The organism is Streptococcus shenyangsis (genome assembly GCF_006385785.1).
In the GTDB taxonomy this organism is placed as follows: domain Bacteria; phylum Bacillota; class Bacilli; order Lactobacillales; family Streptococcaceae; genus Streptococcus; species Streptococcus shenyangsis.
In genome coordinates this window covers 28,588-43,088 of sequence record NZ_VFSH01000001.1, presented here as the reverse complement: position 1 = coordinate 43,088, position 14,501 = coordinate 28,588, and the positions used below count along the sequence as shown (strand labels likewise).

Sequence of the window (14,501 nt, the reverse complement as noted above, 5' to 3'; positions counted from 1 at the left end):
AGGTCTGAGGACCATTAGAATGTAGGAGAATAGAATGGCGAAAAAACCAAAAAAATTAGAAGAAATTTCAAAAAAATTTGGGGCAGAACGTGAAAAGGCCTTGAATGACGCTCTCAAATTGATTGAGAAAGACTTTGGTAAAGGTTCAATCATGCGTTTGGGTGAACGTGCGGAGCAAAAGGTGCAAGTGATGAGCTCAGGTTCTTTGGCTCTTGACATTGCCCTTGGTTCAGGTGGTTATCCTAAGGGACGTATCATTGAAATCTATGGGCCAGAGTCATCTGGTAAGACAACAGTTGCCCTTCATGCAGTTGCACAAGCGCAAAAAGAAGGTGGTATTGCAGCCTTTATCGATGCGGAACATGCCCTCGATCCAGCTTATGCTGCGGCCCTTGGTGTCAATATTGACGAATTGCTCTTGTCACAACCAGACTCAGGAGAGCAAGGTCTTGAGATTGCAGGAAAATTGATTGACTCAGGTGCTGTAGATCTTGTCGTAGTCGACTCAGTTGCTGCCCTTGTACCTCGTGCGGAAATTGATGGAGATATCGGTGATAGCCACGTTGGTTTGCAGGCTCGTATGATGAGCCAGGCCATGCGTAAACTTGGTGCTTCTATTAATAAAACTAAAACAATTGCCATCTTTATCAACCAATTGCGTGAAAAAGTTGGGGTCATGTTTGGAAATCCAGAAACAACTCCTGGTGGACGTGCTCTGAAATTCTACGCATCAGTGCGTCTGGATGTTCGTGGAAGCACACAAATCAAGGGAACTGGTGACCAAAAAGATACCAATGTCGGTAAAGAAACCAAGATTAAGGTCGTGAAAAACAAGGTGGCTCCACCATTTAAGGAAGCCTTCGTTGAAATCATGTACGGAGAAGGGATTTCTAAGACTGGTGAGCTCTTGAAAATCGCAAGCGATTTGGATATCATCAAAAAAGCAGGAGCTTGGTACTCTTACAAGGATGAGAAAATCGGGCAAGGTTCTGAAAATGCTAAGAAATACTTGGCAGATCACCCAGAAGTCTTTGATGAAATCGACCATCAAGTCCGTGTTCAATTTGGTTTGATTGATGGAGAAGAAGCTACTGAAAGCAAAAAAGATGAAGTAGTTCAAGCAGATTCAGTGAATGAAGAAGTAACCCTTGACCTAGGAGATGAGCTTGAAATCGAAATTGAAGAATAATACTCTTCGAAAATCAAATCCAAACCACGTCAGCTTCGCCTTGCCGTACTCAAGTACTGTCTGTGGCTAGCTTCCTAGTTTGCTTTTTGATTTTCATTGAGTATAAGCTGTCAAAGTAGTGGAGGAATCCACTGCTTTTTCGATTCTTTGTTCAATATTTCAGATTGCCTATAGTTTGCTGTTTCTTGTCGCTCCTCTAGAAAGCTGATATAATAGCCTTATGAATAAAAAACGAACAGTGGACCTGATACATGGTCCTATTCTTCCCTCGCTTGTGAGTTTTGCCTTCCCAATCTTACTGTCAAATATTTTTCAACAGCTCTATAATACTGCTGATGTCTTGATTGTTGGGCGTTTTCTTGGTCAAGATTCCTTGGCTGCAGTAGGGGCGACAACAGCAATCTTTGACCTGATTGTAGGTTTTACTCTTGGTGTTGGCAATGGGATGGGGATTGTCATTGCCCGTTATTATGGGGCTCGAAATTTCACTAAAATAAAGGAAGCAGTAGCAGCCACCTGGATTTTAGGTGCTCTTTTGAGTATTGTAGTTATGCTGCTGGGCTTTCTTGGTTTGTATCCTCTTTTACAGTACTTGGATACCCCTACAGAAATCCTTCCTCAATCTTATCAATATATTTCTATGATTGTGACTTGTGTTGGTGTCAGCTTTGCTTATAATCTTTTTGCAGGCTTGTTGCGGTCTATTGGGGACAGTCTAGCTGCCCTTGGATTTTTGATTTTTTCTGCCTTGGTCAATGTGGTTTTGGATTTGTATTTTATTACGCAATTGCATCTGGGAGTTCAATCCGCGGGACTTGCTACCATTATTTCGCAAGGCTTATCAGCGGTTCTCTGTTTTTACTATATTCGCAAGAGTGTTCCAGAACTTCTACCTCAGCTGAAACATTTTAAATGGGACAAGGCCTTGTACGCGGATCTCTTGGAGCAAGGTTTGGCTATGGGCTTGATGAGTTCGATTGTATCTATCGGCAGTGTGATTTTACAGTCTTCTGTTAATACCTTTGGTGCAGTGATTATTAGTGCTCAAACAGCTGCGCGACGCATTATGGCCTTCGCCCTTCTTCCTATGACCGCTATCTCTGCTTCTATGACGACCTTTGCTTCTCAGAATCTTGGGGCTAAGCGACCAGACCGCATTGTTCAAGGTCTTCGAATCGGCAGTCGTCTAAGTATGTCCTGGGCAGTTTTTGTTTGTATCTTCCTCTTTTTTGCCAGTCCAGCCTTGGTTTCCTTCTTGGCTAGTTCGACGGATGGTTACTTGATAGAAAATGGAAGTCTCTACCTGCAAATCAGCTCAGCTTTTTATCCTATTTTGAGTCTCTTGTTGATTTATCGCAACTGCTTGCAGGGCTTGGGGCAAAAAGTCCTTCCTCTGGTTTCTAGCTTTATTGAACTAATCGGAAAAATCGCTTTTGTGGTCTTGATTATTCCTTGGGCGGGCTATAAGGGAGTTATCCTTTGCGAACCCCTAATCTGGGTTGCCATGACCATTCAGCTGTACTTCTCACTGTTTCGTCACCCCTTGATAAAAGAAGGCAAGGCAATCTTGGTAACCAAAGTGCAATCCTAGTTGGATTTACTGAATAAAATCTATTTCCTCTAGTGAAAATCGAAAAAACTTGTGTTATAATAAGAAGGATTAAAATGTGAAAAAAGGAGATTCCTAATGGGACGTAAATGGGCCAATATCGTAGCCAAGAAAACGGCTAAAGATGGAGCTAACTCTAAAGTATATGCAAAATTTGGTGTAGAAATCTATGTAGCAGCTAAAAAAGGTGATCCAGATCCAGAATCAAACTCAGCTTTGAAATTCGTTATCGACCGTGCTAAACAAGCCCAAGTGCCAAAACACGTTATCGATAAAGCAATTGATAAAGCAAAAGGAAACACAGACGAAACCTTTACAGAAGGACGTTACGAAGGTTTTGGACCAAATGGTTCTATGCTGATTGTTGATACTTTGACTTCAAACGTTAACCGTACAGCGGCCAATGTCCGTGCAGCTTTTGGTAAAAATGGCGGAAACATGGGCGCTTCAGGTTCGGTTTCTTACCTCTTCGACAACAAGGGTGTTATCGTATTTGCTGGCGAAGATGCAGATGCAGTCTTTGAGCAATTGCTCGAAGCAGATGTGGATGTGGACGATGTAGAAGCAGAAGAAGGCACAATCACGGTTTACACAGCGCCAACTGACCTTCATAAGGCTATCGTTGCCCTCCGTGAGTCAGGTGTCGAAGAATTCCAAGTTACTGAATTGGAAATGATTCCTCAGTCAGAAGTGGAATTGTCAGGCGATGACCTTGAAACCTTTGAAAAACTTTACAGTGTCCTTGAAGACGACGAAGACGTACAAAAAATCTACACAAACGTAGACGGCTTCTAATTTAACCTAGAGAATATGATCCTAAGTGAAAAAATCACTTGGGATTTTTTGAATCAAGAAAATAGTTCTCTAGGAAACTTTTTCTTGACATCTCTTTTCAAAATGGTAAAATAGTTCTCATGGAAACTTGTTTAGTTCCTAGGAGAACTAAATGTGATAGTTAGAAAGGAGTTAGTATGGATAAACCGATGTTAGTCTTTAAGCGTTTTGGTCATCAGATTCACCTGATGGTGCAAAAGGAAGCCAAACGTTGTGGTATTGAATTTATGGGTGGGCCTCAAGGTCAGGTTGTGCGTTTTTTGGATAATCGTGAGAAAAACCAAGACTTGGTCTTGATTAAAGATATCGAGCAGGAACTCAATATTACCAAGTCTGTTGCTAGTAATCTGGTCAAACGTATGGTGCAAAATGGTTTGGTGGAATTGGAGGCGAGTCCTAGCGATAAGCGGGCAAAATTTGTTCGTTTGACGGATAAATCACGTTCTCAGATGCAAGAGGTTAAGGCTTTTTTTGAACGAATAGACAAGCAGTTGATGGAAGACATTGATGAAGATGAATTACTGATTTTTGAGAAAGTTCTCGGTCAACTACAGGAAAATATCAAGGGAATAGGAGGAGAGAATGAAGAAATTAGCCAAACGAATTAGTGGAAAAGAATGGGGGATGATTTTACTAGCCATTCTCTTTACTTGCTTTTCGGTCTATCTAGAGATAGAAGTGCCAACTTATATCTCTAAAATCACGGATTTGCTTGGAACTCAGGGAACCAACTTGGATGAGTTATGGCAGCCAGCAGGTATGATGGTGGGAATGTCCTTTCTGACCTTCTTGTCCGCAGTTGCAGTTGGATTTTTTGCGTCCAGAGTGGCTGCCTCTTATACTAGTAGGCTGAGAAGTGATATTTTTAACCGAGTTTTAGACTACTCACAGACAGAGATTAAGAAATTCTCTATTCCCAGTCTCCTAACTCGTACCACCAATGATATTACTCAGGTTCAGATGTTGATTACCATGGGCTTGCAAGTGGTTACGCGTGGTCCGATTATGGCTATCTGGGCTATTGGGAAGATTTTAGGTCATTCAGAATACTGGCTCTGGGCCGTACTTGTGGCAGTGATTGTCAATGTCTTGATGACGACTGTTTTGATGACGCTAGCCTTTCCAAAACAGTCCTTGATTCAAAGTCTGACTGATAAATTGAACAGTATTACTCGTGAAAGTTTAACAGGTATTCGTGTTGTTCGTGCCTACAATGCAGAGGATTACCAAAATGAAAAATTTGCAGCAGCAAATGATGAATTGACACGCTTGAATTTGTTTGTCAACCGTCTTATGGCTATTTTGAACCCTATCATGATGGGGATTTCAAGTGGTTTGAGTGTGGCGATTTACTGGATTGGGGCCTATGTGATTAACGACGCTGCTCCGATAGTGCGTCTGCCTCTCTTTAGTGACATGATTGTTTTCATGTCTTATGCCATGCAGGTTGTCATGGGCTTCCTTCTCATGGGAGCACTCTTCATCGTTCTTCCTCGAACCATGGTTTCTGCCAAGCGGATCAATCAAGTTTTAGATTTGCATTCCTCTATCCAAAATCCTGCTCAAGCGCAGCTGGCTGATGAAAATCTCAAAGGTCAGGTCGAGTTTAAGGATGTGACCTTCCGCTATGCTGCAAATTCGGAGGCGGTTATTGAGAATGTTAGTTTTAGAGCAGACGCTGGTCAAACAGTGGCCTTTATTGGGTCAACAGGTTCTGGTAAATCAACTCTGGTCAATCTGATTCCACGTTTCTATGACGTATCAGCAGGAGAAATTCTAGTGAACGGAGTTAATGTTCAAGACTACGGTTTGGAAGATTTGCGCAATAAGGTCGGTTATATACCACAAAAAGCTGTACTCTTTTCAGGTGATGTCAAGGGCAATCTAGACTTTGGACAGAGTCAAGAAACACCGCTTAGTGAACAAGCTATGTGGCAAGCCTTAGAATTGGCCCAGTCTAAGAACTTTATCGAGGATAAGGAAGCTGGCTTGGAGTCAGAAGTAGCCCAAGGAGGAACCAACTTCTCAGGTGGTCAAAGACAGCGTCTGGCCATTGCGCGTGCCTTGGCTCGGAAGCCAGAAATCCTCATCTTTGATGACTCCTTTTCAGCCTTGGACTACAAGACAGACCGTGTCCTACGCCAAGAGCTAGCAGAGAAAACAAAATCTATGACCAAGCTTATCGTCGCACAGCGTATTTCAACGATTATGGATGCAGATTTGATTTTGGTCTTGGATCAAGGAAAAGTCGTGGGGCAAGGCACCCACAAGGAACTTCTAGCTACCAACGAAGTTTACCAAGAAATTGCCTATTCACAATTATCGAAGGAGGAATTGGAACATGGAATATAAAAAACTGTCGCTCTGGAAACAGAGTAAACCCTACCTTGCAGGTCTCCAGTTTGCCCTTCTGATCGCCTTTCTAGCAACAATCTTATCCAATATCATTACTGTATATGGGCCGACTCGTATCAAGGAAATGACCAATATCATTGCCAGTGGGCTAGAAACAAGTGTGGATGTCGCTGCGGTTGCAGCTATTGGTGGTTTTTTAGCCGTCATCTATGTGATTGGACTCCTATCAAATTATTTGCAGGCCTTTCTGTTTACAACAGCCATTCAACGTTTTTCAGAGCGTTTGAGAAGAGCGATTGCAGAGAAAATTAATCGCCTTCCATTGGGGTATTTTGATGGACATTCTCAGGGGGATACCTTGTCTCGTGTGACCAATGACGTTGATACTGCAGCCCAATCCCTCAATCAAAGTCTGGGAACAGTTCTTTCATCAATTTTACTGGTCGTGGCAGTCTTGGTAACCATGTTTGGGATGAACTGGATTTTAGCCTCGGTGACGGTTGTTTCAACTCTTATTGGTTTTGCTTTCGTATCCGTCTTTATGGGCAAATCGCAGGGCTTCTTTAAGAGTCAGCAACAGGATTTGGCGGCTGTCAATGGCTATGTGGAGGAAATGTACTCTGGCCATAATGTGGTGACCAGTTACAATGCTATTGAAAGCACCAAAGAAGAGTTTGCGAAATTAAACCATCGTCTATATGACAGTATCTGGAAATCTCAATTTATTTCAGGGATTATGATGCCAATCATGATGTTCATTGGGAACTTTAGCTATGCTTTAGTGATTATCGTTGGTGCAGCCTTGGCTCTGAATGGGCAGATTAGTATCGGGATTATCGTTGCCTTTATGGCCTACGTTCGTATCTTTTCTCAGCCTCTTTCACAAATTGCCCAAGGGATTACTAGTCTTCAGCAGGCTAGCGCAGCCATGGGGCGTGTCTTCGAATTCCTAGCTGAAGAGGAAATGGAAGACGAATCTCATAAAGAAAGACAATTGAGCGATATGAAAGGGCAAGTGGTCTTTGATCGAGTTTCCTTTGGTTACACACCAGAGCGAACCATTATCCATGACTTTTCTGCGACAGCTCATGCAGGTCAAAAGGTTGCCATTGTCGGACCGACTGGGGCTGGTAAGACAACCATTGTCAATCTTTTGATGAAGTTCTATGAGATTGATAAGGGAAGTATCCGCATCGATGGCGTGGATACCAAGACTATGAAGCGTTCGGAAGTACACGATGCCTTTTCAATGGTCTTGCAGGACACCTGGCTCTTTGAAGGTACTATTCGCGACAATCTTATCTATAACCAAGAGGGTATTAGTGATGAGCGCGTGATTGAAGCCAGCAAGGCTGTAGGGATTCACCACTTTATCATGACCCTACCAGATGGTTACGATACCGTCTTGGACGACACAGTGACCTTGTCTGTCGGACAAAAACAACTCTTGACCATTGCTCGTGCTTTGCTGAAAGATGCGCCACTCTTGATTTTGGATGAGGCGACCTCTTCTGTTGATACACGGACGGAGGAATTGATTCAGAAAGCCATGGACCGTTTGATGGATGGCAGAACTTCCTTTGTCATTGCCCACCGCTTGTCTACTATCCGAAATGCTGATCTGATTCTTGTCATGAAAGATGGCAATATCATCGAGCAAGGCAATCATGATGAGCTGATGGCACAAGGAGGCTTCTACGCTGACCTTTATAACAGTCAGTTTACAGAAGACGAAGCAGAAGAATAAACCCAAAGAAGGCTTGACGGCCTTCTTTTTCTGCACTATACTAGAAGACAAGTGCTTCCCTGCAAGTAAAATTTGAGTAAGTGATGAGAAAATATATGAAAAATTATCAAGAATGGTATAACCACATCGCTGGTAAGATTGAAAATAAGCCCTTTCTTCTGAGACTGTTAAGAACTTTCAATCGGTTCATGACCGTAGTTATGCCTATAGTTTATCTGACCTTGTTAGTAACTACCTATTTCCAAGAAGGATTTGGAAAGCAGGTATTGATCTATGTGTTTATCTCTGCTACAGGTTTTGTGATTTTATCCCTTCTTCGTAAGAAAATCAATGCCCCTAGGCCTTATGAGGAATGGGATATTAAACCCTTGCTTGACAGAGATAGTCCTGGTCAGTCTATGCCCAGTCGTCATGTCTTTTCAGCAAGCATTATCTCCATGGCTTGCTTACATGCTAGTCTATCTGTAGGGGTTATCTTGTTGATCTTGTCAGTCTTCCTGGGCCTAGTAAGAGTACTAGGTGGCGTCCATTATCCTAAGGATGTCTTGGTTGGATATATTTGTGGTCTTGTATGGGGTGTGATTTTCTTTCTATTTTGACCTGCAAGTTAAGGTGATCCTAGAACCACTTACGGGGTTAAAGTAACCACTTGCCTTTTTGCTCTTGTTTTCTTATTTTAGCTTTGATATAGTAGAGTCAGAAAGGAGATGGAATGAAGTTACGAATCGAAATTGACAGCAATTTAGAGGAAACTGAAATTGTCATCAAGGCAGCGGCTTTGACAGATGAGATTGCGGATTTACAGCGGCTCTTGCAAGAATCCAAGTCTCCTAGGTTGATTTTTTACAAGGGGACGGGTGAATATTATCTGGACTTGTCGGAAATTCTCTTCTTTGAGACGGAAGGTAGCAAGATTTATGCCCATACCCAGAAAGATGCCTACGAGGTTCGGCTTAAACTCTATGAGTTAGAGGCTATCCTTCCTCGCTATTTTAGTCGGGTATCCAAGTCAACTATTGCTAATATCCGTCAGGTTTACTCGGTGGACAAGTCCTTTTCAGGAACGGGCACTATTTCCTTTTATCAGACCCACAAGGAGGTTCATGTCTCACGACATTACCAATCCCTCCTAAAAGAAAATCTAAGAAACATGAGGTAAGAACATGAAAAAGAAAGCATTTGGTATTGTGTTGCTTATTTTGGCGGCTTTAGTATTATTACAGGGGAATTTTGGAATCCCTTCTCTGGGAGGGGACATTTGGCCCTTGATTGGTATTGCTTTTTTTGCCTACCAATCAGTCGGAGCTTTGTTGCGTCGCCACTTAACCTCAGCCTCTTTTACAGCTCTAGTAGCCCTCATGATTGCTAACCACTTTTATGATATTTTACCGATTCCAAATCAGTCTTTATTTTGGGCTAGTATTTTAATCGTAATGGGTGTCAGCGCACTCACTCATTCTAACAGAACTTGGAATGGAAAAAAATGGTGGTATGATGGTGAAAAGACCATTCTTACAGATAAGGAAGTCGCTTTTGGTACAGGGACTTTCTACAAGCAAGACCAAGAATTGGTAGAAGACCAAGTTGAAGTTGGTTTTGGCAATGCCAAGATATATTATGACAATGCAGAGATTTTAGGAGATAGCGCAACCCTGAAAGTGGAAGTTGGTTTTGGCAATGCAGTTATCTATGTTCCCCAACATTGGAGAGTTGATTTGAAGGTGGAAACTTTCTGTGGTGTAGCCAAGTCAGATACTTCTCTAGCCCCAACCAGCAAAACCTTGATTATCCGTGGAGATGTGGCTTTTGGGAAATTGGGAATTGTTTACGTTAAATAAAAAAATCTTCCAATTCCCTTGCAAAAATGGAAAAAGTGTGATAACATAGTACGGTATGTGGTGCTAGCACATCCGCTATATTAGATCTAATAGGAGGAAAACACAATGGCTAAAGTATGTTACTTTACAGGTCGTAAGACTGTATCAGGAAACAACCGTTCACACGCGATGAACCAAACAAAACGTGCCGTAAAACCAAACCTTCAAAAAGTTACTGTTCTTATCGATGGTAAACCTAAAAAAGTTTGGGCTTCAGCTCGTGCTTTGAAATCAGGTAAAGTTGAACGCGTTTAATAATAAAAGTAAAGGAGACCTTAGGGTCTTTTTTCTTTTATTACGGGTATAACATCATTTGAATAATAGAGTAAATATCCGCTGAGACAGTATTCTGCTTTTACACTTGGGCTGAAATATGATAAAATAGAGTATCAACTAGTTGAGGTAAAAAGGATGACTGTAAAAATTAATACAAAAGATGGTCAAATCGAACTAACAGATGAAGTGATTGCAACCGTCGTAGGTGGAGCAGCAACTGAGATTTTTGGTGTGGTCGGTATGGCTAGTAAAAATGCCCTCAAAGATAATTTCCAAGCCCTTCTAGGTAAGGAAAATTATTCCAAAGGTGTCGTCGTAAAAGCGACCGAAGATGGCAGTATTGCAGTTGATGTATATACCGTGTTGAGCTACGGAACAAAGATTAGCGAAGTGTCAAAAAACATTCAAGAGCGTGTTCGTTTTAGTTTGGAAAACCAACTTGGAATTACTGCTCAGACTGTAAATGTCTACATTCAAAATATCAAAGTTGTAGGAGAATAACCGTGTCAAAAATTACTACTAGCTTATTTCAAGAAATGGTGCAGGCTGCATCAACTCGCTTGAATAAGCAAGCTGAATATGTCAATTCATTAAACGTTTTTCCAGTTCCAGATGGAGATACTGGGACAAATATGGGAATGACCATTGAAAATGGTGCCAAAGAAGTTGCCGACAAGCCAGCTTCTACAGTTGGAGAAGTAGCGAGCATTCTTGCTAAAGGTCTTTTGATGGGCGCGCGTGGGAACTCAGGAGTTATTACGTCTCAGCTTTTCCGTGGATTTTCACAAGCCATCAAGGATAAAGACGAGTTAACAGGTCAAGACTTGGCCCTTGCCTTCCAATCAGGTGTGGAAGTTGCCTATAAGGCAGTGATGAAACCTGTTGAAGGAACGATTTTGACAGTTTCGCGTGGAGCTGCTATCGGTGCTAAGAAAAAGGCTGAGCAAACAGATGATGCTGTTGAAGTAATGCGTGCAGCCTTGGAAGGTGCTAAAACCGCTCTAGCTAAAACGCCAGATATGCTTCCAGTCTTGAAGGAAGTTGGAGTTGTGGACTCAGGTGGTCAAGGACTGGTCTTCATCTACGAAGGGTTCCTTTCAGCCCTTACTGGTGAATATATTGCATCTGAGGACTTTGTAGCGACTCCTGCCAACATGAGTGAAATGATCAATGCGGAGCATCATAAGTCTGTAGCTGGTCACGTAGCGACTGAGGACATTACGTTTGGTTACTGTACTGAAATCATGGTAGCCCTTAAACAAGGTCCAACCTATGCTAAAGATTTTGACTACGACGAATTCCGTAACTACTTGAATGAACTTGGAGATTCTCTCCTCGTTGTTAACGATGATGAAATTGTCAAAGTCCATGTCCATACAGAAGATCCAGGACTTGTTATGCAAGAAGGTCTCAAATATGGTAGCTTGGTCAAGGTAAAAGTTGACAACATGCGTAACCAACACGAAGCACAGGTTGAGAAAGAAGCTGCTCAAGTTAGCAAGCCTGCTGAAGAAAAAGAATATGCTTTGATTGCTGTGGTGGCTGGTAAAGGTCTAGCAGATATCTTCCGTTCTCAAGGTGTGGATTATGTTATCGAAGGCGGTCAAACTATGAACCCTTCAACAGAAGACTTTATCAAGGCTGTTGAACAGGTCAACGCTCGTAACATCATCTTCTTGCCAAACAACAAGAACATCTTCATGGCAGCTCAATCTGCAGCAGAAGTTTTGGAGCAACCAGCAGTAGTGGTAGAGGCTCGTACTCTTCCTCAAGGTTTGACAAGTCTTCTTGCCTTTGATCCAAGCAAGTCTATCGAAGAAAACCAAGAGCGTATGACTGCTGCTCTTAGCGATGTCGTTAGCGGAAGCGTCACAACAGCCGTTCGTGATACAACCATTGATGGTTTAGAAATCCATGAAAATGATAATCTTGGTATGGTGGATGGGAAAATCCTCGTGTCAAACCCTGATATGCACCAAACCTTGACAGAAACCTTGAAACATATGTTGGATGAAGATAGTGAAATCGTAACCTTCTATGTCGGTGAAGACGGGAGCGAAGAACTTGCCAATGAAATTGCTCAAGAAATCGCAGAAGAATTCGAAGACGTTGAAGTTGAGATTCACCAAGGTCAACAACCAGTTTACCCATACCTATTTAGTGTGGAATAAGATTAATGAAGGACTGAGAAATCAGTTCTTTTTTATTTGATAGTAAATGAAATCGGTATCTTTTTTAATAAAAACAAAAATAACATTCATAAATAAACGTTAAAATAGAAAATTCAGAAAATTTCTTCTTTTCTCTTGAAAAATCTTGAAAAAATGGTATGATAGTAACAAGTTATTTTTAAGAGGAAAGAAAGGGGAACAATGGAGAAAATCAGTTTAGAATCTCCTAAGACGGGGTCGGACCTAGTTTTGGAAACACTTCGTGATTTAGGAATTGATACCATCTTTGGTTATCCTGGTGGTGCAGTCTTGCCTTTTTATGATGCGATATATAATTTTAAAGGAATTCGCCACATTCTAGGACGCCATGAGCAAGGTTGTTTGCATGAAGCTGAAGGATATGCCAAATCAACTGGAAAGTTGGGTGTTGCCGTCGTCACTAGCGGACCGGGAGCAACAAATGCCATTACAGGGATTGCAGATGCCATGAGCGATAGCGTTCCCCTTTTGGTCTTTACAGGTCAGGTGGCGCGAGCTGGGATTGGGAAGGATGCCTTTCAGGAGGCAGACATTGTGGGAATTACCATGCCAATCACTAAGTACAATTACCAAGTTCGTGAGACAGCTGATATTCCTCGTATCATTACGGAAGCTGTTCATATCGCAACTACAGGTCGACCAGGGCCAGTCGTCATTGACCTACCTAAAGATGTATCTGCTTTAGAAACGGACTTCATCTATTCACCAGAAGTGAACCTACCAAGCTATCAACCGACTCTTGAGCCAAATGATATGCAAATCAAGAAAATCTTGAAGCAATTATCCAAGGCTAAAAAGCCAGTCTTGCTAGCTGGTGGTGGGATTAGTTATGCTGAAGCAGCTGCAGAATTAAATGAATTTGCAGAACGTTATCAAATTCCAGTGGTAACCAGTCTTTTGGGACAAGGAACGATTGCAACGAGTCACCCACTCTTCCTTGGAATGGGAGGCATGCACGGGTCATTCGCAGCTAATATTGCCATGACAGAAGCTGACTTTATGATTAGTATTGGTTGCCGTTTTGATGACCGCTTGACGGGTAATCCTAAGACTTTTGCTAAGAATGCTAAGGTTGCTCATATTGATATTGACCCAGCCGAGATTGGCAAGATTATCAGTGCAGATATTCCTGTGGTTGGAGATGCTAAGAAAGCCTTGCAAATGTTGCTTGCTGAACCAACAGTTCATAACAATACTGAGAAATGGATTGAGAAAGTTACTAAAGACAAGAACCGCGTTCGTTCTTATGATAAGAAAGAACGTGTGGTTCAACCGCAAGCTGTTATTGAACGAATTGGTGAATTGACGAATGGAGATGCCATTGTGGTAACAGATGTTGGTCAACACCAAATGTGGACAGCCCAGTATTATCCCTACCAAAATGAACGTCAGTTAGTGACTTCAGGTGGTTTGGGAACAATGGGATTTGGAATTCCAGCAGCAATTGGAGCTAAAATTGCTAACCCAGATAAGGAAGTTGTCTTGTTTGTTGGAGATGGTGGTTTCCAAATGACTAACCAGGAATTGGCTATTTTGAACATTTACAAGGTGCCAATCAAGGTGGTTATGCTGAACAACCACTCACTTGGAATGGTTCGCCAATGGCAGGAATCCTTCTATGAAGGTAGAACGTCTGAGTCAGTCTTTGATACCCTTCCTGATTTCCAATTGATGGCACAAGCTTACGGTATTAAAAACTATAAATTTGACAATCCTGAGACCTTGGATCAAGACCTTGAAGTCATTACGGAGGATGTACCTATGCTAATCGAGGTAGATATTTCTCGTAAGGAACAGGTGTTACCAATGGTACCAGCTGGTAAGAGTAATCATGAGATGTTGGGGGTGAAGTTCCATGCGTAGAATGTTAACAGCAAAACTACAAAATCGTTCAGGAGTCCTCAATCGCTTTACTGGCGTTCTGTCTCGTCGTCAGGTTAATATTGAAAGCATCTCTGTTGGAGCAACAGAAGATCCGAATGTATCACGCATCACCATTATTATTGATGTAGCTTCACATGATGAAGTGGAGCAAATCATCAAGCAACTCAATCGTCAGATTGATGTGATTCGCATTCGAGATATTACAGACAAGCCTCATTTGGAGCGCGAGGTGATTTTGGTTAAGATGTCAGCGCCAGCTGAGAAGCGAGCTGAGATTCTAGCTATTATTCAACCTTTCCGTGCAACAGTTGTAGACGTAGCACCAAGTTCGATTACCATTCAGATGACAGGAAATGCTGAAAAGAGTGAAGCTCTATTGAGAGTTATTCGACCATATGGTATTCGTAATATTGCTCGAACGGGTGCAACTGGATTTACCCGCGACTAATACTCTTCGAAAATCAAATTCAAACCACGTCAGCTGCCCCTTGCCGTACTCAAGTACAGCCTGCGGCTAGCT

General features: G+C 42.1%; 14 protein-coding genes. All 14 read left to right on the top strand.

The genetic code is table 11. The features are described 5' to 3' along the window. The first annotated feature begins 34 nt into the window (after nt 1-34). The 14 genes from recA (at nt 35) to ilvN (ending at nt 14,429) form a co-directional block, all read left to right on the top strand. A complete protein-coding gene (recA, locus tag FJR77_RS00205) occupies nt 35-1,189 on the top strand; it encodes a recombinase RecA (protein WP_140832996.1) in 1,155 nt (384 codons plus the stop codon). Between the two features lie 220 nt (nt 1,190-1,409). Further along, on the top strand, nt 1,410-2,780 hold the full coding sequence (locus tag FJR77_RS00195; RefSeq protein WP_140832998.1) for an MATE family efflux transporter: 1,371 nt from the start codon (nt 1,410-1,412) through the stop codon (nt 2,778-2,780). A gap of 96 nt (nt 2,781-2,876) precedes the next feature. After that, entirely contained in the window at nt 2,877-3,593 is a 717-nt protein-coding gene (locus tag FJR77_RS00190) for a YebC/PmpR family DNA-binding transcriptional regulator (protein WP_000532879.1), read from the top strand. 176 nt (nt 3,594-3,769) lie between these two features. Further along, nucleotides 3,770-4,240 carry a MarR family winged helix-turn-helix transcriptional regulator gene (locus FJR77_RS00180; RefSeq protein WP_140833000.1) on the top strand — a complete coding sequence of 157 codons (471 nt, stop codon included), beginning with the start codon at nt 3,770-3,772 and terminating at the stop codon, nt 4,238-4,240. Further along, nucleotides 4,215-5,984, top strand: a complete 1,770-nt coding sequence (locus FJR77_RS00175; RefSeq protein ID WP_140833002.1) for an ABC transporter ATP-binding protein — start codon at nt 4,215-4,217, stop codon at nt 5,982-5,984. The genes FJR77_RS00180 and FJR77_RS00175 overlap by 26 nt, the downstream gene beginning before the upstream one ends. Continuing rightward, on the top strand, nt 5,974-7,734 hold the full coding sequence (locus tag FJR77_RS00170) for an ABC transporter ATP-binding protein (protein ID WP_140833004.1): 1,761 nt from the start codon (nt 5,974-5,976) through the stop codon (nt 7,732-7,734). The genes FJR77_RS00175 and FJR77_RS00170 overlap by 11 nt, the downstream gene beginning before the upstream one ends. A 95-nt stretch (nt 7,735-7,829) precedes the next feature. Beyond that, on the top strand, nt 7,830-8,333 hold the full coding sequence (locus FJR77_RS00165; protein ID WP_181146576.1) for a phosphatase PAP2 family protein: 504 nt from the start codon (nt 7,830-7,832) through the stop codon (nt 8,331-8,333). Between the two features lie 113 nt (nt 8,334-8,446). After that, nucleotides 8,447-8,893, top strand: a complete 447-nt coding sequence (locus FJR77_RS00160) for a LytTR family DNA-binding domain-containing protein (RefSeq protein WP_000776606.1) — start codon at nt 8,447-8,449, stop codon at nt 8,891-8,893. 4 nt (nt 8,894-8,897) lie between these two features. Further along, nucleotides 8,898-9,572 carry a LiaF transmembrane domain-containing protein gene (locus FJR77_RS00155; protein ID WP_140833008.1) on the top strand — a complete coding sequence of 225 codons (675 nt, stop codon included), beginning with the start codon at nt 8,898-8,900 and terminating at the stop codon, nt 9,570-9,572. Between the two features lie 105 nt (nt 9,573-9,677). After that, nucleotides 9,678-9,866 (top strand): 50S ribosomal protein L28, encoded by a 189-nt coding sequence (gene rpmB / locus FJR77_RS00150; RefSeq protein WP_001140948.1) that lies wholly within the window; start codon nt 9,678-9,680, stop codon nt 9,864-9,866. A 156-nt stretch (nt 9,867-10,022) separates the two neighbouring features. Further along, nucleotides 10,023-10,388, top strand: coding sequence for an Asp23/Gls24 family envelope stress response protein (locus FJR77_RS00145; protein ID WP_042901664.1), 366 nt, complete (start codon nt 10,023-10,025; stop codon nt 10,386-10,388). Nucleotides 10,389-10,390: 2 nt separating this feature from the next. Next, nucleotides 10,391-12,058 carry a DAK2 domain-containing protein gene (locus FJR77_RS00140; RefSeq protein WP_000036655.1) on the top strand — a complete coding sequence of 556 codons (1,668 nt, stop codon included), beginning with the start codon at nt 10,391-10,393 and terminating at the stop codon, nt 12,056-12,058. Nucleotides 12,059-12,259: 201 nt separating this feature from the next. Next, complete coding sequence (locus FJR77_RS00135) at nt 12,260-13,960, top strand: acetolactate synthase large subunit (protein WP_000411736.1); 1,701 nt, start codon at nt 12,260-12,262, stop codon at nt 13,958-13,960. After that, nucleotides 13,953-14,429 carry an acetolactate synthase small subunit gene (gene ilvN / locus FJR77_RS00130; protein ID WP_001253803.1) on the top strand — a complete coding sequence of 159 codons (477 nt, stop codon included), beginning with the start codon at nt 13,953-13,955 and terminating at the stop codon, nt 14,427-14,429. The genes FJR77_RS00135 and ilvN overlap by 8 nt, the downstream gene beginning before the upstream one ends. Nucleotides 14,430-14,501 lie beyond the last annotated feature (72 nt).